Genomic DNA, 23174 nt, shown 5'->3' with positions numbered 1-23174 from the left:
CTGACTTCACCTGTGGTGACTTCCAGCCTCGCGCCCCGGGGCGCGCTGGGGCGTGCCGGAAGCACGGGGGGAGCGCGCGGAGGGTCGGCGATCACGTCACGAGCGGCCCGAGCCTCGCGGCGGGCAACCGAAGTGACACCCCGTCGGAAAAAGGCGGCCGGTGATCCGCCCGGCCCGCCACCGCCCCCGACGCCGGACCCGGCGGCCCTCGTCGTGGCGGTCGTAGCGCAACGGAGGGACGGGCCGACCGACACCCACCCCGCCCACTAAGGCACGAATATTTGCCTTAGTGGGCGAAAGTGCTAGCCTCTTTCTAAAGCACACATCCGCGCTTTAAGGAACGGGGCGAGGTCGGACAAAGTCGTCGATCGCATCCCGTCACCGCTCCCGGAGCCCCCACACCAGGAGACGTACATGACTTCCGCACAGCCCTTGCTTCAGCCGTACAAGATGCGCGACCTCGCTCTGGCGAACCGCGTGGTCATGGCCCCGCTGACGCGAAGCCGCGCACGCAACGGCGACCTTCTGCCCACCGACCTCCACGTCGCGTACTACACCCAGCGGGCGTCGGCCGGTCTGATCATCTCCGAGGGCGTGTGGATCAGCCGCGACGCGGTCGGATGGCATGACGTCCCCGGGCTGTTCGCCGACGAGCAGGTCGCCCACTGGAAGCGCGTGACGGACGCGGTCCACCAGGCGGGCGGTGTCATCTTCGCTCAGCTGTGGCACACCGGCTCGGCCTCCCACCCCGACTTCTTCGACGGCCGTCCGCCCCTTGCCCCGTCGGCGGTGAACCCCGGGCTGCTGTCTCCGACGTCGTCCGGCCGCCGGCCGACCGTGGAGCCCCTGGCGATGTCGGCGCAGGACGTCCGGCGGACGGTCGCCGACTATGCGACGGCGGCCCGCAACGCCATGGCGGCGGGATTCGACGGTGTGCAGCTGCAGGCAGGCTTCAACTATCTGATCAGCCAGTTCCTCAATCCCCGCACCAATGTGCGCACCGACCGCTACGGCGGCTCGATCGAGAACCGTGCCCGGTTCCTCTTCGAGATCATCGAGGCCGTCGGCGAGTACGTCGACCTGCGGCGCGTCGGCGTGAAGGCCGGACCCGCCTGGGGTGAGACGGGAGAGTTCGTCTCCGGACCCGAGGCGCTGACCGAGAGCGAGTACGTACTCGGGCGGCTCAACGACTACGAACTGTCGCATCTCCTGCTCATGGGCATGATGGCCGATGCCGCCGGAGGGCCGTTGGAGGGCTTGGCCGGCGACGGTATGTTCCGGCACTTCCGCAAGGTCTATCAGGGCACCGTCATCGCGAACGTCGGTTTCGACCGGAGCCGGGGGAACGCGGTCCTGGCGGACGACCTGGCGGATCTGGTCGCCTACGGGCAGCCGTTCATCGCCAACCCCGATCTGCCGGCCCGGTTCGCCGCCCATGCGCCGCTCGCCGAACCCAAGAGGGACTTGATCTACGGTCCGGATGCCGCCGGCTACACCGACTACCCGCCCTTGGGTGCGTGAGGCAGTCACCGGTGACCGCATGCCGGTCCCTGACTGCCGGGGCCGGGTCGCGCCCCACGCGAGCGCCCCGGGCTGATCGGCAAGGTGCGAAGGGTCGCAACCCGACCTTCCGGCCCCAGAAGCCCGGAATATTCGCAATTACTCCACTTCGGATAGTGTTTTGTCTATATCTTTCCTGACCGGCTTGGCAGGTGGGGAGACGATGTCGGGCAAGAGCAGGCATGGCCCGGACGTGGCGGCCGCGGGCGGGGCTCCCGGAGGTGCCCCGGCACCGGAACTCCCGCCCCTGTCGTCCGTACCCGGTGCGGGATCGAGCACGTACGAACTGCTACGGACCGGACTCGACCGCGCCGTCGCGGTGGTCCAGGCACTGGGTGGCATGGTGCATCTCGGGGCCCCGGGGAGTCGCAGCCTGTACCTGGCGGTGGAGACCGGCATCGAGGGGCCGTCGGCCCGGCACTGGGAAGAGGTCGACCGCGGCTCGCCGGACGCGCCTGCCTGCGCGGTCCGCACGAACGCCCCGGCATGGGCGGCGGTGAGTCCCGGCCTCGACGCGTCCCCTCCGGGCCTGCCCACGGGAACGGGACTGCTCTCGGTTCCGATGCCGGCCCCGGACGGGCCGCTCGGCGCGCTCTCCGCCTTCACGCGGATGCCGCAGGAGTCGGCACTGCACGAGCAACTGATGGCCGTGGCGGTCTGGATCGCCGACTGTCTGCGCGGCAGTGCGGGACACCCCGGGCCCACGGACACGGGGCGCCCGGGGCACTACCCCGCGGCGGACCCTTCTGTCGGATTCTGGGGCTGGGACTTCCGTACCGGCAGGGTGATCTGGGACGGGGCCGCGCTCGACATCCTGGGGATCGACGCGAAGGGGTTCGACGGGCGGATCCGTACCTGGCGGCGGCTGGTCCACCCGCAGGACCTGCCGCTGGTGCTGGCCCGGGCCGACGAGGCCATCCGGGCCCACACGCTCTACCAGGTGGAATTCCGGGTCCGCCAGCCGGACGGCGGCCTGCGCCGGGTGGAGGGCCGGGGGCAGGCGTCGAGCCTCGACGACAGCTCCGGCCCTCGCCTGGCCGGGATCGTGCGGGACATCTCCCCGGGCCACCTGGCCAGGGAATCGGCGGAGCAAGCCCTGGGGCGGATGCGCGACGGACTTCTGGCCGTCGATCACACCGGGCGGATCACCTTCGCGAATCCGGAGGCCGAGCGCCTCCTCGCTCCGTCGGGGCGGTTGCTCGGGAACGTGCTGTGGGAAGCGGTTCCCGCGCTGCGCACGCTCGGCCTGCAGGAAGTCGACCGACAGACCGGGACCGAGGGCAGGCCGACCGAACTGGACATCCACTCGGACACCGGCCGGTGGCTGCATGTGCGACTGGCCCCGCTGCCGGACGGCCTGACCGTGTGTGTCACCGACATCAACAGCACCCGGCGTCGGCAGGCCGAGGAGGCGGCCGCCGAGGGCGCCGCCGTCGAGCGCGCCGCACGCATCGCAGAGTTGACCCGAGCCCTTGCCGTAGCGGTCACCGGACATGACGTGGCGGGTGTCATGGCCACGCACATGGTGCCCCTGTTCGGTGCCAAAGGCGTCGGCGTGTGGGTGAACGAAGACGGACGAGCGTTTCTGGTAGGCAGCTCCGGCTACTCGAACGAAAGCCTGCACCGGTTCGAAGGCGCCCGCATCTCCGAACTCTCCGCGGCTGCCCAGACCTTCCTCACCGGCACTCCGAACTTCATCTCCACTGTCGAGGAGTTCATCGGCCGTTACCCGGAACTCTCCGACCTGCCCGTCGTGAGCGGGGCCCAGGCATGGGCGATCCTGCCGCTGATCGCCTCCGGGCATTCCATAGGCGTCGCCTGCATCACCTACGACCGCCCGCACCTCTTCAGCAGCGAGGAACGCACCCTGTTCACGGCGATGAGCGGCATGGTCGCCCAGGCCATGGAACGAGCCCGGCTGTTCGACGCCGAGCACCGCCGGGCCCATGAACTCCAGCGCGCTCTGCTGCCGCGAACCCTGCCCGCCCTGCTTGCCGTGAGCACCGCCGCCCGCTACCAGCCCGCCGGCGACGGCATGGATGTCGGCGGTGACTGGTACGACGTCATCCCGCTGTCGTCCGAGCGGGTCGCCCTGGCCATCGGAGATGTCATGGGCCATGGCCTGCGCGAGGCCGTCACCATGAGCCGCCTGCGCACCGCGGGCCGTGCGCTCGCCGACCTGGAGCAGCCGCTGGACGAGCTGTTCTTCCACATCAACGAAGGTGTGAGTGCTCTCGGGGACGACTTCTACGCCACCTGCCTCTGCATCGTCTACGACCCGGCCAGCCGACTGTGCCAGGCCATCACCGCCGGTCATCCTCCGCCGGTCGTACTTCTGCCCGACGGCACCACCTACTTCCCCGACCTGCCCGTCAACTCGCCGCTCGGTGCCGCCGCCCCGCCCTTCGACACGGCCGAGTTCAGCCTGCCGGACGGCGCCCTGCTCGCGCTCTACACCGACGGCCTCGTCGCATCCGACGAGCTGGACATCGACGAAGGCATGGACCGCCTGGCCCGTCACCTTCACCTCGACCGGCCCGGTCCCGTACGAGCTCAGGGGACAGAGCCCCTCGACGACCTGTGCGACCGCGTGGTCACCGCCCTGCTGCCCGAGCAGCGCGTCATCCGCGACGACAGCGCGCTGCTCGTCGCCCGCGTCCACGCACTGGCTCCCGAGGACACCTTCTGCCGGCGACTGCCGGACGACCCCAAAGCCGCCGGCCAGGCCCGTACGTATGTCCGCGACCAGCTCACGGCCTGGAACCTGGACGAGCTGATCACGACCACCGAACTCGTCGTCAGCGAACTCGTGGGCAATGTCGTACGCCACGCGCGCGGACCGATCACGCTACGGCTGCTGCGCGGCCGGACCCTTGTCTGCGAAGTCACCGACGCCAGCCCCACGATGCCCAGGATCCGCCGCGCGGCCGACACCGACGAGAGCGGCCGCGGGCTCCAGTTGATCGCCGCCCTCACCAGTCGCTGGGGTGCCCGCTACACTTCCTCCGGCAAATGCCTCTGGACCGAACAGCCTCTGACTGCCGACCTGCCTCGGTGAGCCTTTGAGGGCGGCGACGGCGAGGCTGAGGCGGTCGACCAGAAGGATGGACGCGAAGGGCCGCGCGTGCTGGTGGGGTTGGGCGAGAGGGAGGGATCGGCCGCCCTGTTCCCGGCCCCTACGCGCCGAGTTCCGCCGCGATCTTGTCAAGGCACGCCTGGTAGAAGCCCACCATGGCGGTCGTGGCCGCTTCCTCGGTGACTCCCGGCGCCGACTCGAACTGGGCGGCCCAGTCGATCTCGGACCGGTCCGGGCCGAGCGCCGTCACCGTGAGGCGAGCGGTGAAGTCCCGGACCGGGACCGGCCCGGGGTCGTCGAAGCGGTAGTGGTGAAAGAGCGGGCCCTCATCCGTGAGCCTTTCGACGAGCCGCGCGCCGTCATGCATCGTGATGACGCGGGTCTGCTGGTTCTCGTTCTTCAGGACACCGGCGACGCCGGGCATCCACTTCTCCACGGCGTAGAAGTCGCCGACGAGATCCCACACCTCGGCGGCGGGGGCGTCGTAGTGCTGATTCAGGCTGAAGGCGGTCATGCGCTCGGTCCTCACGGGGTGTGCGGAAGGGGGCCGACCCCGCGGTCGGTGACGGGGCACGGTGCACCGTCGTCCGTGGACGCCCTCGCATGCCGGTGTGTGGGGAATGCAGGGCGTGGGCGGGGTGCGAGTGGGTGTTACCGGTGGGCGAGGGCGTTCTTGCCGGCGATGTGGATGTCGGCGTGGTGGGTGACGCGGGCGCCGAGGTGTTCGGCGGTGGCGATGTCGGAGGGGTGGACTGTGTCGGTGCCGCCGTCCTGGGGGGTGGAGGCGGCGGCGCCGATCCAGTAGCCGAGCCGGTTGAGGTCGTTCTCGTCGGCGGTGAGGGCGTTCCAGCCGGGGGGCAGTCCGAGGCCGACCCAGATCATGTGGTGCTGGGAGGCGAGGGCGGTGAGGAAGGCGAGGGTGTTGGACTTGTCGCCGCTCTTGGAGGCGGAGTTGGTGAAGCCGGCGGCGATCTTGTCGGCCCAGGTGTTGTTGAGGTAGCGGCGGCTGGTGGCTTCGGCGAAGGCGTGGAAGGCGGAGGAGGCGCCGCCCATGTAGGTGGGGGAGCCGAAGATGATGGCGTCGGCGTCGTCGAGGCGCTGCCAGTCCTCGTCGGTGATGGTGTCGACGGCGATGTGGGCGACGTCGGCTCCGGCCTTTTCGGCGCCGCGCCTGACCGCTTCGGCGAGGACGGCGGTGTGTCCGTAGCCGGAGTGGAAGGCGATGGCGATGCGGGGGCGGCGGGTGGTCATGGCAGGTTTGCTCCTTGAGTAGGTCAGGACTCCAATCTAGAGCTGACCTCTTTTAGAGGTCAAGCCCCCGTGGGGGTGCTGGGTGTACTGTGAGGGTTATGTCACAAGAAGAGCAGTCACCCGTGGGTCTGGATCCGGAGCGGCCGATGGACATCCTGGACGCGGCCTGTCCGAGCCGTGACGTGTTCGTGGACCTGGCGGACAAGTGGGCGCTGTTGATGCTGTTGAGCCTGCGGGAGCGGGGTGTGCAGCGGTTCTCCGAGCTGCAGCGGTCCATCGGGGGGATCAGTCGCAAGATGTTCTCGCAGACCCTGCGGACCCTGGAGCGCGACGGGCTGGTGGCCAGGACGGTCGACCCGAGGGCCACGCCGCCGCTGGTGCACTACGGGCTGACCGATCTCGGCGGTGAGATCGCGGAGGAGACCCGCGTCCTGTGCACCTGGACCCACACCCGTGCCGCCCGGGTCTACGCCGCCCGCGCCGCCTACGACCAGCGCACCGCCGACTGACGACCACGAAACCTGGTGACGCCGGGTTTCCCTGGTGCACACGGCCCGGCATGGTGTACGCGGCCGGACCTGGTGCGGGCCCGCGGTAGATTCGGGCGCATGACGACGAAGTCGCGACGCAGTCAGTACGCGAAGGGAGTCGCCCGGCGTGCGGAGATCCTCCGAGTGGCGCTGAACGCCTACGAGTCCTCGGGCCGACAGGGACCCACACTCCGGACCATCGCGCAGGCGGCGGGGCTGACCGAGGCGGGGGTGCTCCACTACTTCGACAGCAAGGACGCGCTGCTCGTGGCCGTCCTCGAGGAGCGCGACCGCACATACGCCGAGACCTACGACCTCACCAGCCTCGACGGTGTGTGGGCCGTGGTCGCCCACACCGTGCGGACGCCCGGTCTGGTCAAGCTCTTCGTCGACATGAGCGCGGCCGCCGCCGACCCTCGGCACCCCGCGCACTCGTTCATGCTCCAGCGGTCCGAGGCGCTCAACGCGCGGACGCGGAAGTTACTAGGGCCCGGTTACGCCTCACAGGCCCGTGTCCTGATCGCGGCACTCGAAGGCTTGCAGATCCAGTGGCTCAGAGACCCCTCCGTGGACATCGTCGGCGACCTCAAGGTCCTGTATCGCGCTCTGACCGGCGGGGACGTGCCCGCTTGGCCGGGCGCCGACCCCGCAGCCGACTTGTGCTGAACGGTGCGCAGACTGGCGAAAAAACGCCGTCAGGTGTTTTACGCAAGGGGAATTGTGGGTCTCGGCCGATCCAATTCCCGTTGGGCAGAGGCATTTTTCGCTCACCTGATCACCAGTCGGACAGTCCACCTTGTGAAAGCGCGCAATGACCGCCCGCACTGATGCCTTTTCAGTTGCGGATGGTGCCATGAAATGATCGGCGTGCTCCACGGTATCCACTCTTCATAAACGCTTGGACATCGCATGAGGCAGACGCAAGGGCCTCCGACGCCGGCACGGACAACGAGGTCGAGTCCTGGGGCACCATGTCCGACGACGACCTCAAGGCCTGGGGCATGGACTCGCTCTACGAGACCGCCGACGCGGAGGCCACAGAGGACCACGGCCCCGTGGCGAGCGTCGCCGAAGACCCACTTCCGGACGCGACCGGGGTCGCTTCCGCAGCCGCGGAGCAGGCCGTCCCCGCCGTGCCGGACAGTGAGGCCGAGGCGGTGTCGCAGCCGGTGGAGCAGACCGCGGCCGGATCCGACCACCCTGTTCCAGGCTTCGAAGCCCCTGACACCCCGCTTCTGCCTTCGGAGCAGCCGTCCCCGGTCGTCGCAGCCCCGCGCGGCGTGGAGTACGGCGTGGCCGCGGTGACCGCGGAGGAAGCGGCGGTGACGGAAGAAGCACCGGAGCTCTCCGTCTCCGCAGCCGAGGAGATCCGGCCGGACGGGCTCGCGGGGAGCGCCCCGGCCGCCGTGGAAGGCCAGGCCTCCGCGATGGGTGCCGAGGCGGCTCCGGCTGCTGCGATCGGCGCCGGGGCGGACTCAGTCGCTGTGGAGGTTCAGGTCGGCAGGGTTGGGGCCGAGGCGGCTCGGGCTGTCGCGATCGGTGCCGAAGCGGCTTCGGTCGCCGCGGAGGTCAAGGTCGCCAGGACTGATGCCGGGGCCGCTCCGGCCCCCGCGATCGGTGCCGAAGCGGCCCCGGTCGCCGTGGAACGTCAGGCCCCACGATCGGTGCCCAGGCGGCTCCCGTCGCCGCAGACCGCGCCACGCGTCACGTGCGCCGCTCGGGCAGGCCGCTGCTCGCGGCCGCGAGCGCCGCGGGAGTCCTCCTCGTCGGGGGCGGCCTGCTGTTGTTCGGCCGCGGCCACGAGGACCAGAATCAGCAGGCCGAGCAGCACGACACCCCCGTTCGCGCCGTACTCGGCACCGAGGACGCCGATGCCGGGACCCCGGACGCCTCGGCCGGGACCGCCGGGACGAGCGCTCCTTCCTCGCCGGGGACCGGGAAGCACCGGGGGCCTGCCGCGAAGAACGAGAAGCAGGCCGTGACGGCGTCCCCGAGCGCCCTGCCCCAGCAGCGGAAGCCGCCCAAGCACGCCGTGCCTCGCAGCAGCGCGGTGCCGGTCCGGCACAGGGCCACGATCCCCAGGCACACCGCCGACCCGCACGCGAACGCGAGCACGGTGGTGATCCAGGCGACCCGCACCCTGTCCGCCGGGCAGTCGTGGTCCGCCGCCCTCGCTCGCCTGACGATGCAAGGTGACGACAACCTGGTCATCTACGACGAGCAGGGACACGCCCGGTGGGCGTCGAACACCTTCGGAGCGGGCAACCACGCCGTCTTCCAGGCGGACGGCAACCTGGTCGTGTACAACAGCGCGAATCAGGCCGTGTGGTCGTCAGGCACCGAGGGACACAACGGCGCGGAACTGGTGCTGCAGAACGACGGCAACGTCGTCATCAGCCAGGGCGGTGCCGCGCTCTGGTCCTCCCGCACGGAGCACTGAGCGGGTTCGAAGGGGCGGGCGCGGCGGGCCTGCTACCGCACGCCGGGGCCACCCGTGCCGGGTGGGGTGGCTCGCTTCACACAGGGCCGCGGAATGCCGGCTTCCTTGTTGCTGGTTCTTCTGGTTCGACAGACCGGAGCCACCGCGCCTGGGGAACCACGCATCGATCGGGAGTAACCATGAAGCGACACGGAGCCGTTCAAGAGACTCCTTGCCTCCGCCGCGTCCGCATCCCCGGCAGTGTTCTCGTCCCCCGTCCCTGTGAGCGGGTGCGCCCGGACAGCAAACTGGGGACACCCGCCGCCGCGCCTCGCCCCGGAGCCGGGTGACCGTGCCCGGCCTTGTGGGCCGGGTGCAAGAAGGTTCGTCTACGCGGTACGCAGCGCGGAGAGCGCCGCGTACGCCGTGTCCCGGAGGAGGCTGTCGGCCATGCCGCTGCGGGCCAGGCAGTCGATGCCTCGGATCGTCGCCAGCATGAGGCAGCCCAGGGCCTTCGCGTCCTTGCCCGGATCGACCTCGCCGACGGCCTGGCCTTCCCGTACGGCCGCTTCGAGGGCGCCGGCGATCTCCTCGTAGGCACTCTTGGCGATCTTGGCCACCTCTTCGTCGATCGCCGCCAGGTCGACAGTGACCTTGGTGAGGTAGCACCCCCGTCGCGGGGACTGCAGGAATGTGCCGTCGATGACACCGAGGAGGTAGTCCTCGACGCGCTTCACCGGTGAGAACCCGCTCTCCGCCGACAGCGCCTGCCGGGCTCCGGCGGCGAGCCCCTCGCAGTAGTCGCGGAAGGTGCGCAGGAACAGCTCGTGCTTGTTCCCGTAGGCCTTGTAGATGCTGCCCTTGCCCAGGCCGGTGGCCTCCATGAGGTCATACGTCGAGGTGCCGTCGTAGCCCCGGGACCAGAACTGGTCCCGGATGACCGCCAGCATGTGCCCCTCGTCGAACTCTCGCTTCCTGCCCATCTGGATCGTCGCTCCTCCCCGTGTCGTCCGGACGCTGTCGCGTGCATGTGTCGCCGAGACGCCATCGTACCGATTTGTTGACCGACTGGACCACATCATGTTTCGATAGTGGTCCAATTGGTCAACAAATTCTTGCGGAGGACCCCATGCAGGAGAACCAGCCCCAGGCCCAGACCGAACGGAACAAGGCCGTCATCCTCGAGTTCCTGACGACCGCGTTCAGCTCCAAGGACTTCACCGCGCTGGACCGGTACCTGCACCCGGACTACGTTCAGCACAACCCGTTCATCCCGCCGGCCAAGTCCGGACTGCGCGGGTTCATAGCCGGCCTGCCCGATGCCACCCGCTATGAGCCGGGCGCGATCATCGCCGAAGGCGACCTGGTCATGGTGCACGGCCGCTACAGCGGCGCGGCCGAGACGCCCCTCGTCGGCATCGACATCTTCCGCTTCCAGGACGGCCTGGTGGTGGAGCACTGGGACGTCCTCCAGGACGAGGTACCCGCGAGCGACACCGCCGCGGGCAACCCCATGTTCACCCCGCGGACCGAACTCGCCGGTCGCTAGCTAGTGCTGCGACCGGAAAGATTCACCGGCTCGCGACTCCCCCGACCTGGCGGCTGGGAGGTGCCCTCAGGCACGGCACCTCGCCGCGTTGTCGCATCACCCGCGTACATCCAGTACGCGGGCGACGCTCCGCCTTGCGATGCACCGCCGTCAGGTCACGGTGCGTCGCGGAGAGCCCGCTGCCCACGCTGCGATGTCCTCGACCGCGTCCCGGTAGAAGATCTCGTACAGATCCCGGCTCACATAGCCGATGTGCGGGGTCACCACCGCGTTGTGCACAGAGCGCAGAGGGTGGTCGGCGGGCAGCGGCTCGTGGTCGAAGACGTCCAGTGCCGCCCCCGCGATCCTCTTCTCATGGAGCGCGTCCAAGAGTGCGGTCTCGTCGATCACCGGCCCTCGTGATGTGTTGACCAGGATCGCTGTGGGCTTCATCAGGCGCAGTTCACGCTCACCGACCAGCCCGCGCGTGCGCTCGCTGAGCACGACGTGAATGCTCAGCACATCCGAGCGGGCGAACAACTCGTCACGCGAGACGTACGCTGCGCCCTTCGCCTGGGCCTCTTCCGGTTTGAGGTTCTGGCTCCAGGCGATCGTCTCCATGCCGAAGGCCCGGCCGATCTCCGCCACACGGGAACCCAGCCGTCCCAGGCCGAGAACGCCCAGAGTGGCACCGTTCAGACTCGTGCCCAGCCCCACCTGCCAGCCGCCGTTGCGGACGGACGCGACCTGCTGAGGAATCAGGCGCGTGGCGGAGAGAATCAGTCCCCATGTGAGTTCCACCGTCGGATAGGAGAAGTACCCTGTGCCGCACACGGTGATCCCCAGCTGCCGGGCGGCGTCGACATCGATCGCCGCGTTGACGGGGCCGGTGGTGACGAGCAGCCGCAGTTGCGGCAGTTGACGCAGTGTCGACGCCGGAAAGGGTGTGCGCTCACGCATGGCCACGACCACCTCGTAGTCGGCCAGAGCCGCCACGGTCGCCGCCTCGTCCCCGAACGCCTTGTCGAAGACGTCCACTTGAGCGCCCAGTGAATCCCAGTCCGCCAGACCCAGGGCAACATTCTGGTAGTCGTCGAGAATCGCGATCTTCATCGTTGGCTTCAGCTTTCGTCATCGGCACCTACCGGGATGCCGTGGGGAGCTCGCGGTCGAGGTCGGCCACCACGTTGTCGGGACGGGTGAGCGTGTACGCGCCGCTGGGCACGGAGACCTCGCTCTTGCCCAGAGCCACCCAGGGCTGACGTACACACGGCCGGCTGTCCGTGCGTATCCGCCGTCGACGGGAGGCCCCGCCGCGGACGGTTCAGCCGACGGTGATGTCGGTGAAGTCGATGCTGACGAGGATCGGCTCGGGCAGGGCGTGGCCGTCCTCCTGTACGGGGACGACATACCGGTGGGTGGGGAAGACGAGGCCCGAGGCGGTGGTGTGCTGCTCCGAATAGTGAGCGGCCGGCACGCCACCGAGGACTTCGGCGGCGTAGTCATGGCGGCGCAGCAGGCCGGAGGCGTCGTAGTAGAAGACCTGTTCCTTGCTGTGGGTGGCCATGTCCTGGGGAAAGCGGGCGTGCAGTCGGCGCCATTCCTCGCCGGCTTCGTTCCACGGCTCACGTTCCTGGACCTGTACGCCGGGACGGGTGAGCAGATAGGGGGCCGTCAGGTAGTTCCAGAGTGCGTAGCTGCTGAAGTACAGGGCGTGCAGCCGGTCCCACGGGGTGTCCGGGCCGTGGCCGGCGAAGGCGTCGCGGGGTGCGGTGCGTTCGGCGAGGACTTCTCCGTCGGGGGTTTCGACGGCTACTCGGTCGGGGGTGAAGACGCCTCGGAGTCCGGCGCCGGTGAAGTTGTTGCAGACCGCACGTTGCTGCTGGACGTCCACGGTGATGTCCGTGTCGGCGAGGATGCCTTCCTGACCGCGCATGCTCCACAGCAGTCCGCCCACGGAGCCCTGTGCGCGGATGGTCTTCGTCTCGCGCCAGCGAGGAAGACCTCCGTGGGCATCGAGGACGAGATCGAGTAGCTCGGTCATAGGGGTGGTCTCCTTTTCACGTGGATGAGTCGGCTGCCGACCGTCGAGGCCGCCGGGCGGTCCCTCTGTGCGGGCGGCGGAAGAAAGCGGCGTCGGCGCTGTTGAAGACCAGTACGTGAAGGTCATGGGCTTGCAGCTTCGATTATCTGGCATAGCTCAACCGCTGTCGCGGCCGTCGTACGGTTCATCGGGCCGCCGCGTGAACACACCGTGACGATCAAGTTCTGCCCTGCGTGGCGGCACCGACCTGTTCGGCGATCCAGGAGGCGGCGAAGCGAGTCCAGGTCGATGCCTCGCCGGCATCATGGGCAAGGCCCAGGCTGTGGGGTCCATGGGGAAACACATGCACCGTGTGGGGCACGTTGTCGGCGGCCAGGGCCACAGCGAGGCGGTAGGTGTGCTCAGGCCACACGTAGGGATCCTCCGCCGTGTGCCAGAGAAAGAACGGAGGAGCCGACGGAGTGACCAGTGCGTCGAGGGAGGTCGCACGACGCAGCTCCGGCGACGCGTCCTCACCCAGGAGCACGACTTGCGAGGGCCGGTATGTCTCGGTCTCCATCGAGGTGATCGCATAGCCGAGCACGGCGAACTGGACCGATGTCCGCTCGTCGGCGTTCGGAGCGAGGGCCGCCAGGCCCGCGAGGTGCCCGCCGGCCGAGAACCCCACCAACCCGATGGTGTCGGCGCCCTCGGCCCGCAGGCATCTGATCTCGGCCTGAAGTGCCGTGAGCGGCGCGGGATGCCGCACATTGAGCGGATACCGGAAGACGCTCGCCGCCCAACCCAGCCCGTTGAGCCAGATGACGACCGGCTCGGCCTCGTGCGGGGCGTGCTGCACATAGCCGCCCCCTGGCAACACGATCACATGCACAGACATCTCATCGCCCTCTTCCCATGACCGGGCAACTCCATGGAGGCACAGGCCGATCCTCTCGGGACGGAACAACCGCAGTCACGTTCAGCCGTGGTCCGGGCGTCGTCCAAGGACGTGTGTCCGTCGGTCGCGTCGGACCCGTGTGCGGCCCGTGCAGTCGAAAGAGCGCTCCGGGTGACAGGTTCCAGTTGACCATGTTCATGCGATGCCGCTGCATCACATGAACAGGTGAGACGGCCGATCGCCGAACACACCAAAAACCAACCTGACAGACACTCGCGACACACTCCGTTGGTGAACTGTCCCGGCCGTCCGGGAGCGCTCGGCTATAGTCTGGAGACCGCACACTTGGAGGCAATCACTTCACAAAGGCCGCACGACGTAGCGACACCTCAGCGGAGTCAGGGTGACCGGGCTGGTCCCGCAGCTGCGTTCCTCAGCACGGACGTTGACACGTTCGAGCCGGTTTCCATGCGCGCAAGGTAGGACGATCCGGAATGTTGTCGGTAACGGAGTTTGAACGACGTGGCACCCGCTCCGGTTCTCCGCGGTTGGTCGGCCGCCATCTCGGAGGCCCTCGCCGAGCTGCGCCGCACCAGACGAACCGGCCAAGGCCGAGTAGTCGTCATCGGCGGGGAGGCCGGCATCGGGAAGTCGGCGGTCCTCGCCGCGTTATATCGGCGATCTGCATTGGGTTGACCATCTCAGCCGCATGGCCGCGTACGCGCTGCCCGAGCGGCTGTCCGGGAGCCCGGTCGTCTGGATCTACACCACACGTGACTCCGCTCATGACGTAGCGGAGAGCCTGCACGACGGCCATTCGCCGGTCCGTGTGCTCAACCTCGGCCCGCTGTCCCAGAGCGCCCTGGTCGAGCTCGGCAGAGACATGCTCGGTGAGGAACCCGACGCCTTCACCCTGGGCGTGCTCGGACGGGTGGGCGGAAACCCCTTCTACGCCGTCCAGATGCTGAAAGCGGTGGCTCATGCGCGTGAGCGGGGCGAAACCTATCCTCATATTCCGCCGGAATTCATCCGTGCCCTGCGCCGTCGGCTGGCTCCGCTGACCGGTGTGGAACTCCTGCTGGTCCGCCTCATCGCGACCCTGGGCAGGCCCGCCACCTTCGGTGAGCTCACCAGACTTCTGCACACCTCCGAAGCCCCCTGTCGGCAGCGATCGAGACACTGCTCGGCATCGGGTTGTTGGAGTACGAGGGACACGCGCTCACCTTCCGCCACGACCTTGTGCGCGAGTCCGTCTAGGAAGAACTCTCCTCCGGCATTCGGCGTGGTCTGCACCAGAGGTGTGCCGACTTCCTGCTCGCGGAGGGCGCCGGCCCTCTGTCGGTCGCGGCGCACATCCTCGTCGCCGCCTCGAACGGCGACGAGGACGCAGCCGAGTTGCTGATGCAGGCCGCGGAGGAGGCGCGGCACTCGATGCCTGACACCGCCGCCGAACTGGCACTTGCTGCATTCGAGCTCCTCAGGCCCGACAGCCGTACCCGGCACAGCCAGGGATCACGCGCGCTGCGGGTGCTCGCCGCGGCGCAGCGGGGATCGGCTGTCATCACCGTGGCCGACGCCATGCTGGCACCCGCGACCTCGCCCGAGTCGATGGCGGCCATAGAAATCGAAGCGTCGCAGGCCCTGCGACAGGCGGGCAGAACCGCCGACCTCGTCGAACGGGTGAAGGCGCGGCTCGCCGATGACATCTCCGAGGGCTCGCGCGCCCGCCTCATGGCGAACTGGGCCCTGGTGGCAACGGGGTACGAGGGTGGCGACACCGTTCTGGCACGCGCTCAGGAGGCCCTGGAACTGGCCCGCAAGGCACGGGATCGCGTGTCAGCGGAGACCGCGGAATACGCACTCGCGGAACTCGCGATGAAACGCGGATCGCATGCCGAGGCGCTCCGTCGGACACGCCGTCTGAAAGCGATGGCCGGTGACGCCCATCCGTCCGCCGAGGTGCTCTCCCTCCAGCTTCTCGATCGGTTCCCCGAGGCCCAGGAAGAGATATCGGCAGCAGCGCGGACAGGGACCTGCACACTCCCCTCCGTCGCCTACGCCCAAATGTGGCAGGACTTCGGTCTCGGACGCAGGCAGGACGCCAGAGCCGGGGCGCGCGCGGTCGTCAGGATGACCGAGCAATACGGTGATGCCGACTATGGGCTCGCCGCGCATCTGATCCTCTCGCTGCTGGCCCAATCAGCGGGCGATATCGGTGAGGCCCGCGCCGAGTTGGCGGCGCGGGCGCGGCTGAACAAGCACAACGATCCTGTGTGGGCACAGGCCACAGAGGTGGTCGATGCAGTGCTCCTGGCCTCTGCGGGGGACCTCGACGACGCACTGGCGATCCTCCGTCCCCGTCTCGCGGAGGCACTCGACCGGGGAGCGTACTGGCCGTGGCAACCGGGACTGATGGTCATGGTCGCCCATATCGGACGCGCCGCGGGGGACCGCACCGTCCTCACCGAGGCGGCGCGCATCGCGGCGGAGGGCTCGCTCAGAAATCCGGGCGTTGCCAGCTTCGAAGGAGTCGCGTACCACGTGCGCGGTCTGGCGGCCGACGACATCGATCTGCTGCGTACCGCGGACAGCGTCCTGGTCAAGAGCCCACGCCCGGTGCTACGGGCCTTTGCCGCTTCTGATCTGGGACGGTCCCTGTTGGACACGGGGCTGCGATCGGAAGCTGTCACACAGCTGGAGCGGGCATCGAAGATCTACGACGAGATCGGCCACACCGTGGCGGCGGAGGACAGCCGTCGGCTGCTGAGCAGCGTCGGTGTACGCCGAGCTGAATGGTCGGCTCGATCGACCCGTGCGGCCTCCGGCTGGGCTGCCCTGACCCGGACGGAGACGACAGTCGCCAGGCTGATCGGCGCCGGACTCACCAACCGTGCCGTCGCCGTGGAAATGGGTGTCCCGCCCAACACCGTCGGCACCCATATGCGGTCGATCTTCAACAAACTCAGCATTCATTCTCGGGTGCAGCTGGCGAACGCACTGCGTGATCATTCGCCGTGAGAACTCCCCACGACATGACCTCCGAGGCGATCGGAGCACCCCGGGACTGATGGTCCGGGGATGTGAGGTGGCCGGTGCGACGGCAAAAGACAAGGCAAGGAGTTCATCCACTCCTTGCCACTCTCAACATATAGCGCACCGGGGGCCTTGCGGCAAGGCCCCGTTCGTGCTGCACAATCTCCGGCCGAAGCCAGTACCTGCGGAATTCACGGATTCGCCGGAGTACGCGTGCCGCTGGATTGCCCGGGAGCGGCCGGCCGAAACCCTCTCTCGTCGAACGGGTGTTGTGATGATTGATGTGATCGTGGTCGGCGGCGGACCGACCGGCCTGATGCTGGCCGGCGAGCTGCGGCTGCACGATGTGCACGTGGTCGTGCTGGAGAAGCGGACCGGGCCGGCCGAGGAGTCCCGCGGACGCGGCCTGCACACACGCAGCGTCGAGATGATGGATCAGCGTGGCCTGCTGGACCGGTTCCTCGCGGTCAGCGAGAAGTTCCGGGTCGGCGGTTTCTTCGGCGGTATCCACAAGCCGTGGCCGGACCGGCTGGACACGGCACACCCGTACGGCCTCACCGTCCCGCAGTCGGTCACCGAGCAGCTTCTCGACGAGCGTGCCCGTGAACTCGGGGCCGAGATCCGGCGCGGCTGTGAAGTGGTGGGGCTGAGCCAGGACGAGGACGGGGTGACCGTCGAGACGGCGGACGGTACGCATCTGCGCTCGCGCTATCTCGTCGGCTGCGACGGCGGCCGCAGCTTTGTGCGCAAGCGGCTCGGCGTCGGTTTTCCCGGCGAACCCGCCACGGTCGAGACGCTGCTCGGCGATATGGGGGTGACCGAGGATCCGGCGACGGTCGCCGCCGTCGTCGAGGAGGTCCGCAAGACCCAGCTGCGGTTCGGCGCCGTTCCCCTCGATGACGGCATGTACCGCATCGTCGTGCCCGCCGACGGCGTGGCCGAGGACCGCGCGACCGCGCCGACCCTGGAGGAGTTCAGGAAGCAGCTGCGGACCTTCGCGGGCACCGACTTCGGGATTCACTCGCCCCGCTGGCTGTCCCGGTTCGGCGACGCCACCCGGCAGGCCGAGCGCTACCGGGTCGGCCGGGTGCTGCTGGCCGGCGACGCGGCCCACATCCACCCGCCGACCGGCGGGCAGGGGCTCAACCTCGGCGTGCAGGACGCGTTCAACCTCGGCTGGAAGCTGGCCGCCGCGGTCGGCGGCTGGGCTCCGGAAGGCCTGCTGGACAGCTACCACACCGAACGCCACCCGGTGGGCGCCCGCGTGCTGGACAACACCCGCGCGCAGATCACGCTGCTGGGGACCGACCCGGGTGCGGTCGCGCTGCGGGAGCTGCTCTCGCACCTGATGGACTTCGAGGAGGTGAACCGGTACGTGACCGAGATGATCACGGCGGTCGGGGTCCGCTACGACTTCGGCGAGGACCATGAACTGCTCGGTCGGCGGATGCGGGACGTGAAGCTGAAGCAAGGTCGTCTCTACGAGCTGATGCACGGTGGTCGCGGACTGCTGCTCGACCAGACCGGCCGGCTCTCGGTGCGGGGCTGGGCGGATCGGGTCGACCATGTCGTCGACGTCAGCGAGGAGCTGGACGCGCCCGCGGTGCTGTTGCGGCCGGACGGCCACGTCGCGTGGGTCGGTGAGGAACAGCAGGAGCTGCTCAGCCGGCTTCCCACCTGGTTCGGTGCGCCCGTCGACTGAGGACGTGTGGCACATGTTTCTCCTGCCGATCGATGAGGGCATGGCACACCAGACCGTGCCGCACGACTGATCGGGACGTAGTGACTGGTGCGTGCCGTGATCCGCGCCATGACGCCTCGATCGACGAACCGACGACCCTGAAACGTGACGCTGCCACTGACTCACTGTCACAAATCTGTGCTTTTCCGGATGTATTGGTACACCACACATCCGATACACTGCCCAAAAGGGAGGATGGCGATGTCCGTAGAGGCAAACGACCGAGTTGGTTTGACCGACGCATACGCGACGCGGGTCCGTGCAGACCTGGAGCGAGTGGACGCCGAGATTGTCGAGGTCCAAGCCAGGCTCGAGGAGTTGACTGTCGATCGGGCCCTGCTGAGCAAACTGTGGGAGAACGTCTTCGGTGAGTCCGGGCCGGTGTCTCCGGCCACCGAGTCCGGTCCGACGCAGGCGCCGCAGTCTCCCCTGCCCGAGCAGGCCTCCGCGCCGGAGGGCGAGAGCGGCCTCGGGGAGCGTACCGAGGGGCGTCGTAGGCTCGGCGGAAGGCGGCACGGCCCGCTGGTCAGGGATGTCGTACTCGAATTCCTGCGCCAAGCCACCGAACCCGTCTCCGTCCGTGACGTCCACGTCGCGCTTCAGTCCTCGCCCATCGCCCCTCCGGGCAAGGTGGTGGTGAGGAACACCTTGGAATCGCTGGTCGCCAAGGGGATCGCACGGAGGTCCCGTGACGGCCAGTCGGTCAAGTACGCGGTTCAGGAGGCTCAGGAACCGAAGGCCGGTTCCTGACACGTTCACCCATGGGCGCACCATGTGCCGTGCGGCGCTGATGTGTTCACGCTGATGTTGCTCATTGGGGCACAGTGTCCTTCCGAGGACTCTGAGGGCTCTGCTGGTTGTGATCCTTGGCTATGATCGTGATAGCCCGCAGGGGCCTTCCCCCGTGGTCTCTGCGGGCCTCGGTCTGTCGACATCCGCTTCGGCGGACGCGTACGACTACAAGATGCCGGCACGGATGGCATGTGCCACCGCTTGGGTCCGGTTCGCGACACCCAGGGTGCTGACGACACCATGGATGATGTTCTTGATCGTCCTTTCCGAGTACCTCAGGCGCAGGGCTATCTGGGCCGTGTCGAGCCCTTCGGCCAGGAGGTTCAGGACCGTCAGATCCCTGACGCTCAGGCCGAGGTCGGGATCGCTCCGGTCCTCCAGCTGCCTGAAGTGACGGATGATCGGCCCCAGCAGCGGGGGTGGCACCGCGGCGTGTCCGTCCTGCGCGGCCTTCGCGACCTCGACGATGTCGTCAAAGGTGGCTTCGCCCCGCGACAGGAACGCCACCACCCCGAGGCCCACGGCCTTCAGCAGGCCGGGTTCGCTGATGCTGTTCGCGACCAGCACGACAGGCGCGTCCGTGCAGCGCTCCGACTCCCTCGCGATGTGCCCGAGCACCTCGTCCGTGACCTCGGTCGCGAGCACGACGCAGACATCGACTTCACAGGTGGACTCCGTTTGCGCGACGTGCACTTGGGCGGAGTGCGACAAGGCCGCCACGGCGCCCTCACGGGTGAGCTGATCGTCCGCTGTCACCGACAGTACGACACGGCCGTCGTCAGGAGTTGCGGCCATGGACATGTGTGCCGACGACTCCTCCTGCGAATGACTGGTGGTGCTCTCCGTGTCGGAGACTTTCCGGCGCATTGTTTGGAGGCTGTTCTCCAAAGTGCTTCTCCCCGCCGTCCGGCGCAGCTCGTGGGACGACGCAACGTTGCAGATATGAACTGTCACAGGGCCCGGTGCGAGAAGTCACTTGCGCTGTGACAAGCCCGATTTCCCTGCGCATGTGTCTTGAACCTACCGACATGTGCATCCGATTGCACATGTCATGGCGGTCAGGACTGCTCGGCTGTGGTGTTCGCCTTGGTACGGGGGCGGGACCGGGGGAGGCCCGGGCTGTCTCGCGGTGCCGCAACCGTACCCGATCGCTGTCCGGACAACCCTTGATCGTCTATGCGCTCCTCTGCCATCACTCGTAAGTTTGTGGGCACTTGGCGAGCGGCTGCGGACATGTTTCACATCCTCCTGGCCGCAGCTGCCGGCCTGGTGCCCCTGCCGGGACCCTAGCGGCGTGTGTGGGTGCGGTACTGGGCGAGCAGTCCGAGGGCGGCCGTGGCGAGGATGACGACGCCGTATCCGAGGACGGTGGTCCGGAGGCCGATCGGAGCGATCAGGAGTCCCGCGATGATTGCCGGCACTCCGAAGCTCAGATAGGCGACCAGGTAGACGGAGGCGAAGAGCCCTGCCCTCTCATGGGGTTGGACGAGCGGGGCGACGCCCCGGATGGCGCCGGAGAAGGACGCGCCGAAGCCTATGCCGCCGATGATGCCTCCCACCCAGAGCAGCGAGAGCATGCCGGTGGCGACACCGGCCTCGATCACCGCGGTTCCCAGCAGCACACCCGCCGTGCCGACGAGGATGGTGTGGCGCGCTGTCAGGCGGCCGAGGAAGAGACCGGCCACGGCTGCCGCTGCCGGCTCGACGAACGCCGTGGCGCCGTTGAGGAGGCCGCTGTGCAGGTCCAGGAGGTCTCGGATGATGGTGGGGACGAGCCCCATGAACAGACCGGCCAGCATCCATGCGGCCATGTGGACGGGGATGCTCGCCATGAACTCTCGGCGAGCGGCGTGGGGGAGGGAGACGCGGGGGACGAGGGTGCGTGCTGCTCCGGGACGCTTGGTGGCGGTCTCCGCGGAGAAGGCGGCGACGGCCGTGCCGACGACCATGACGGCCGCGAGGGCGGTGAACACGATCACGGTGGCATGGCTGGTGAACTGGATGGCCGTGCCGGTGAGCAGCGCTCCCAGTCCGAGCCCGCCCGCCGGGGCGATGCTGGTGATGATGGTGCCCAGCTTCTTGTGGTGTTCGGGGGCGTGTTCCACGACGGAGGCGGAGAAGGCGCTGGTCGCTGCTCCGGTGGCGATGCCCTGGAGGGTACGGGCCGCGATGACCCAGCCGATGTCGGGGGCGAAGACGAACATCAGCATCGCCCCGAGCTCCACGAGGAGCGAAGTGACGAGGACGGGGCGCCGTCCGATGTGGTCGGACAGGGAGCCGGTGACGAGAAGGGCCGCGAGCAGGCCGAGGGCGTAGGAGGCGAAGGCAACGGTCAGTACCCAGGCGGGGAAGTGCCATTGCTGCTCGAAGACGACCAGGAGGGGCGTGGGTGCGCCCGCGGCGAGGTAGAGCGCGGCGAAGACGGCGGCCGACCCGGCGAATGCCGTGCGGGAGGGGAGCAGTCTGCGGGCGCGGGTGGGTTCGGGGGTGGTGCGGCTGGAGCTGCGGTCGGGCCTTGATTGAGTGAGGGACACCTAGAGCCTCCTAAGGCAAAGGCGTGTGCGTTAGTGGCACTATAGGCCCGACGACGTCTTAATGCCAACCGTTGTGCGTTACAGTAGGGGCATGGCTGATGAATCCTCCCCGCGGCGGCGCACCGGCGGCCGTAGCGCCGTAGTGCTGGCGTCCATCCGGAAGGCCGTCGAGGAGCTGATCGCCGAACGCGGCAGTGACGCGATCACCATTCCGATGGTCGCGGAGCGCGCGGGGGTGAATCACTCCAGCATCTACCGGCGCTGGGGTGACGCGCGGACCATGATCAATGACCTGGCGACCTACCGGCTCGACCCGGACCGCGGTCTTCCGGACACGGGGGACCTGCGCGCCGATCTGGCGGCCTGGGGTCAGGAGATGGTCAGCCACTACAGCGTGCCGGTGAACGCGGCTCTGCTGCGCGGCGGGGCCGCGGCGGCCGGTGAGAGCGAGTCGGACTGCCTGCGCGACCGGCGGGCGGAAGCGGCCGGTTTCGCGGCCCGGCCGGGCAGCACCTTCACCGGTGACGATGTCATCGACCACCTGGTGGCCCCCATCATCTACCGGGCGATCTTCCTGCCCTGGACGCTGCCCGACGTGGACCCGCGCGCCTACGTCGACGAACTCTGCGACCGCCTCGACTGACCCCGGCCGTCAGACAGTCTGGTGCTGGAAGGCGCGGCGATACGCCGTGGGCGTGATGCCGACGGCGTCACGGAAGCGGGCGCGCATATTGGCGCCGCTGCCGAGGCCGCACCGGGTGGCGATCTGTTCCACCTGGAGGTCGGTGGTCTCCAGGAGTTCTCGCGCACGGTTGACGCGGGCGTTCACGAGCCATTGGTGGGGGCTGACGCCGGTTTCCTGGCGCCATAGGCGGGTCAGGGTGCGTGCGGAGACGCCGGCATGGTGGGAGAGCCGGGGGATGGAGAGTTCTTCTTCGAGGCGGCGCAGGGCCCACTCGCGGGTGTCGGCGAGCGTGGTGGCCTGGGGGGCGGGGAGACTCCTCGCGATGTATTGCGCCTGTCCACCGTCACGGTGCGGGGCGGCGACGATGTCCCTGGCGATGTCGTTCGCGACGGCCGCGCCGAGGTCTTTGCGGACCAGGTGCAGACACAGATCGATGCCGGCCGTGACGCCCGCGGAGGTCAGGATGGTGTCGTTGTCGATGTAGAGGACGTTGCGGTCGACGCGCAGCCCGGGGTAGAGCTCTTCAAGGTCATCGGCACTGGCCCAATGGGTGGTGACGGTGCGGCCGTCGAGCAGTCCGGCCGCGGCGAGGGCGAAGGCGCCGGTGCAGATGGAGGCGATGCGGATCCCGGCGCGGTCGGCGAGCTTGAGAGCGGCCCTCACCCGTGGGTGCGGAGGGCGCCGGAAGTCCTCGAAGCCCGGGACGATGATCGTGTCCGCTTCGGCGAGCGCTTCGAGCCCCGCGGTCAGTCCGAGAGTGAAACCGGCGCTGGTGGTCACGGCCTCCTCGGTGTCGCCGCACACGGTGAGCTCGTAGGGGGTGTTCGGACGGGCGTTGAAGATCTGCGTGGGAATACCGAGATCCATGGGCAGCACGCCGTCCAGCGCCAGCACTGTGACGCGGTGCTTGTTCATGGCCGCAATGTTACGGCCGGTGCATATTTCGCAAGGAGGTCCGGCGGGCCGCCCTGTCCCTCGGATCCCCGGGTCGTCCCAGCAGAGCCCCTGCTCAACCCGCAGTTCGTGCGGCGGGAGAGTGATGGCTCGTTCGCACCGGCGTGGCCCGAAAGATGCGCATGCTGGCAGATGAGCCGCGGCCCGACG

The 23174-nt window shown here is 68.6% G+C and carries 19 protein-coding genes; 10 read left to right on the top strand and 9 right to left on the bottom strand.

Annotation, left to right across the window (positions count from 1 at the left end):
• Window positions 1-414 precede the first annotated feature (414 nt).
• Together AB0L95_RS03495 and AB0L95_RS03490 are read left to right on the top strand one after the other, a co-directional pair.
• Window positions 415-1521 (top strand): alkene reductase, encoded by a 1107-nt coding sequence (locus AB0L95_RS03495; protein WP_365156134.1) that lies wholly within the window; start codon window positions 415-417, stop codon window positions 1519-1521.
• 202 nt (window positions 1522-1723) lie between these two features.
• Window positions 1724-4618 carry a SpoIIE family protein phosphatase gene (locus tag AB0L95_RS03490; protein WP_365156131.1) on the top strand — a complete coding sequence of 965 codons (2895 nt, stop codon included), beginning with the start codon at window positions 1724-1726 and terminating at the stop codon, window positions 4616-4618.
• Window positions 4619-4736: 118 nt separating this feature from the next.
• Here AB0L95_RS03490 and AB0L95_RS03485 read toward each other — a convergent pair whose 3' ends face one another.
• Complete coding sequence (locus AB0L95_RS03485) at window positions 4737-5150, bottom strand: SRPBCC family protein (RefSeq protein WP_365156128.1); 414 nt, start codon at window positions 5148-5150, stop codon at window positions 4737-4739.
• 137 nt (window positions 5151-5287) lie between these two features.
• Window positions 5288-5887 (bottom strand): flavodoxin family protein, encoded by a 600-nt coding sequence (locus tag AB0L95_RS03480; protein ID WP_365156125.1) that lies wholly within the window; start codon window positions 5885-5887, stop codon window positions 5288-5290.
• Window positions 5888-5985: 98 nt separating this feature from the next.
• Here AB0L95_RS03480 and AB0L95_RS03475 point away from each other — a divergent pair, with 98 nt between their 5' ends.
• The 3 genes from AB0L95_RS03475 (at window position 5986) to AB0L95_RS03465 (ending at window position 8857) form a co-directional block, all read left to right on the top strand.
• Complete coding sequence (locus tag AB0L95_RS03475; RefSeq protein ID WP_365156122.1) at window positions 5986-6396, top strand: helix-turn-helix domain-containing protein; 411 nt, start codon at window positions 5986-5988, stop codon at window positions 6394-6396.
• A 99-nt stretch (window positions 6397-6495) separates the two neighbouring features.
• Window positions 6496-7083: a TetR family transcriptional regulator gene (locus AB0L95_RS03470; protein WP_365156119.1), complete on the top strand. Its 588-nt coding sequence runs from the start codon at window positions 6496-6498 to the stop codon at window positions 7081-7083.
• 1042 nt (window positions 7084-8125) lie between these two features.
• Window positions 8126-8857 carry a hypothetical protein gene (locus AB0L95_RS03465; RefSeq protein WP_365156116.1) on the top strand — a complete coding sequence of 244 codons (732 nt, stop codon included), beginning with the start codon at window positions 8126-8128 and terminating at the stop codon, window positions 8855-8857.
• Window positions 8858-9225: 368 nt separating this feature from the next.
• Here the strand turns inward: AB0L95_RS03465 and AB0L95_RS03460 are convergent, their stop codons facing one another.
• Window positions 9226-9819: a TetR/AcrR family transcriptional regulator gene (locus AB0L95_RS03460; protein WP_365156113.1), complete on the bottom strand. Its 594-nt coding sequence runs from the start codon at window positions 9817-9819 to the stop codon at window positions 9226-9228.
• 146 nt (window positions 9820-9965) lie between these two features.
• On the opposite strand from AB0L95_RS03460, the gene AB0L95_RS03455 reads away from it, so the two are divergent.
• Entirely contained in the window at window positions 9966-10385 is a 420-nt protein-coding gene (locus AB0L95_RS03455; protein WP_365156110.1) for a nuclear transport factor 2 family protein, read from the top strand.
• 150 nt (window positions 10386-10535) lie between these two features.
• Here AB0L95_RS03455 and AB0L95_RS03450 read toward each other — a convergent pair whose 3' ends face one another.
• The 3 genes from AB0L95_RS03450 to AB0L95_RS03440 all read right to left on the bottom strand — a co-directional run bounded on the left by AB0L95_RS03450 (window position 10536) and on the right by AB0L95_RS03440 (window position 13285).
• Window positions 10536-11477, bottom strand: coding sequence for a D-2-hydroxyacid dehydrogenase family protein (locus AB0L95_RS03450; protein ID WP_365156107.1), 942 nt, complete (start codon window positions 11475-11477; stop codon window positions 10536-10538).
• A gap of 211 nt (window positions 11478-11688) precedes the next feature.
• Entirely contained in the window at window positions 11689-12408 is a 720-nt protein-coding gene (locus AB0L95_RS03445) for a hypothetical protein (RefSeq protein WP_365156104.1), read from the bottom strand.
• Between the two features lie 217 nt (window positions 12409-12625).
• Window positions 12626-13285 carry an alpha/beta hydrolase gene (locus AB0L95_RS03440; RefSeq protein ID WP_365156101.1) on the bottom strand — a complete coding sequence of 220 codons (660 nt, stop codon included), beginning with the start codon at window positions 13283-13285 and terminating at the stop codon, window positions 12626-12628.
• 1431 nt (window positions 13286-14716) lie between these two features.
• Here AB0L95_RS03440 and AB0L95_RS03435 point away from each other — a divergent pair.
• The 3 genes from AB0L95_RS03435 (at window position 14717) to AB0L95_RS03425 (ending at window position 18809) form a co-directional block, all read left to right on the top strand.
• On the top strand, window positions 14717-16303 hold the full coding sequence (locus AB0L95_RS03435; RefSeq protein ID WP_365156098.1) for a helix-turn-helix transcriptional regulator: 1587 nt from the start codon (window positions 14717-14719) through the stop codon (window positions 16301-16303).
• Between the two features lie 289 nt (window positions 16304-16592).
• Window positions 16593-18020, top strand: coding sequence for a rifampin monooxygenase (gene rox / locus AB0L95_RS03430; protein WP_365156095.1), 1428 nt, complete (start codon window positions 16593-16595; stop codon window positions 18018-18020).
• 357 nt (window positions 18021-18377) lie between these two features.
• Entirely contained in the window at window positions 18378-18809 is a 432-nt protein-coding gene (locus tag AB0L95_RS03425) for a hypothetical protein (RefSeq protein ID WP_365156092.1), read from the top strand.
• Between the two features lie 207 nt (window positions 18810-19016).
• Here the strand turns inward: AB0L95_RS03425 and AB0L95_RS03420 are convergent, their stop codons facing one another.
• Together AB0L95_RS03420 and AB0L95_RS03415 are read right to left on the bottom strand one after the other, a co-directional pair.
• Entirely contained in the window at window positions 19017-19652 is a 636-nt protein-coding gene (locus AB0L95_RS03420) for a response regulator transcription factor (protein ID WP_365156089.1), read from the bottom strand.
• A gap of 485 nt (window positions 19653-20137) precedes the next feature.
• The gene (locus tag AB0L95_RS03415) at window positions 20138-21385 is read right to left on the bottom strand and encodes an MFS transporter (protein WP_365156086.1); all 1248 of its coding nucleotides are present in this window, start codon (window positions 21383-21385) and stop codon (window positions 20138-20140) included.
• Between the two features lie 91 nt (window positions 21386-21476).
• On the opposite strand from AB0L95_RS03415, the gene AB0L95_RS03410 reads away from it, so the two are divergent.
• Window positions 21477-22028, top strand: a complete 552-nt coding sequence (locus AB0L95_RS03410; RefSeq protein ID WP_365156083.1) for a TetR/AcrR family transcriptional regulator — start codon at window positions 21477-21479, stop codon at window positions 22026-22028.
• 9 nt (window positions 22029-22037) lie between these two features.
• Here AB0L95_RS03410 and AB0L95_RS03405 read toward each other — a convergent pair whose 3' ends face one another.
• The gene (locus AB0L95_RS03405) at window positions 22038-22985 is read right to left on the bottom strand and encodes a helix-turn-helix domain-containing protein (RefSeq protein WP_365156080.1); all 948 of its coding nucleotides are present in this window, start codon (window positions 22983-22985) and stop codon (window positions 22038-22040) included.
• Between the last annotated feature and the right edge of the window lie 189 nt (window positions 22986-23174).

The organism is Streptomyces sp. NPDC052036 (genome assembly GCF_040680495.1).
In the GTDB taxonomy this organism is placed as follows: Bacteria; Actinomycetota; Actinomycetes; order Streptomycetales; family Streptomycetaceae; genus Streptomyces.
The sequence above is the reverse complement of the archived record's forward strand: the minus strand, read 5'-3'. Positions and strand labels throughout refer to the sequence as shown.

What these genes read in the sequence shown, in the direction of transcription:
- AB0L95_RS03435 (WP_365156098.1), top strand. Translation starts at nt 14,717, where the DNA reads ATGCCTGACACCGCCGCCGAACTGGCACTTGCTGCATTCGAGCTCCTC.
- AB0L95_RS03455 (WP_365156110.1), top strand. Translation starts at nt 9,966, where the DNA reads ATGCAGGAGAACCAGCCCCAGGCCCAGACCGAACGGAACAAGGCCGTC.
- AB0L95_RS03420 (WP_365156089.1), bottom strand. Translation starts at nt 19,652, where the DNA reads ATGTCCATGGCCGCAACTCCTGACGACGGCCGTGTCGTACTGTCGGTG.
- rox (WP_365156095.1), top strand. Translation starts at nt 16,593, where the DNA reads ATGATTGATGTGATCGTGGTCGGCGGCGGACCGACCGGCCTGATGCTG.
- AB0L95_RS03475 (WP_365156122.1), top strand. Translation starts at nt 5,986, where the DNA reads ATGTCACAAGAAGAGCAGTCACCCGTGGGTCTGGATCCGGAGCGGCCG.
- AB0L95_RS03440 (WP_365156101.1), bottom strand. Translation starts at nt 13,285, where the DNA reads ATGTCTGTGCATGTGATCGTGTTGCCAGGGGGCGGCTATGTGCAGCAC.
- AB0L95_RS03495 (WP_365156134.1), top strand. Translation starts at nt 415, where the DNA reads ATGACTTCCGCACAGCCCTTGCTTCAGCCGTACAAGATGCGCGACCTC.
- AB0L95_RS03490 (WP_365156131.1), top strand. Translation starts at nt 1,724, where the DNA reads ATGTCGGGCAAGAGCAGGCATGGCCCGGACGTGGCGGCCGCGGGCGGG.
- AB0L95_RS03410 (WP_365156083.1), top strand. Translation starts at nt 21,477, where the DNA reads ATGGCTGATGAATCCTCCCCGCGGCGGCGCACCGGCGGCCGTAGCGCC.
- AB0L95_RS03460 (WP_365156113.1), bottom strand. Translation starts at nt 9,819, where the DNA reads ATGGGCAGGAAGCGAGAGTTCGACGAGGGGCACATGCTGGCGGTCATC.
- AB0L95_RS03485 (WP_365156128.1), bottom strand. Translation starts at nt 5,150, where the DNA reads ATGACCGCCTTCAGCCTGAATCAGCACTACGACGCCCCCGCCGCCGAG.
- AB0L95_RS03450 (WP_365156107.1), bottom strand. Translation starts at nt 11,477, where the DNA reads ATGAAGATCGCGATTCTCGACGACTACCAGAATGTTGCCCTGGGTCTG.
- AB0L95_RS03470 (WP_365156119.1), top strand. Translation starts at nt 6,496, where the DNA reads ATGACGACGAAGTCGCGACGCAGTCAGTACGCGAAGGGAGTCGCCCGG.
- AB0L95_RS03405 (WP_365156080.1), bottom strand. Translation starts at nt 22,985, where the DNA reads ATGAACAAGCACCGCGTCACAGTGCTGGCGCTGGACGGCGTGCTGCCC.
- AB0L95_RS03445 (WP_365156104.1), bottom strand. Translation starts at nt 12,408, where the DNA reads ATGACCGAGCTACTCGATCTCGTCCTCGATGCCCACGGAGGTCTTCCT.
- AB0L95_RS03480 (WP_365156125.1), bottom strand. Translation starts at nt 5,887, where the DNA reads ATGACCACCCGCCGCCCCCGCATCGCCATCGCCTTCCACTCCGGCTAC.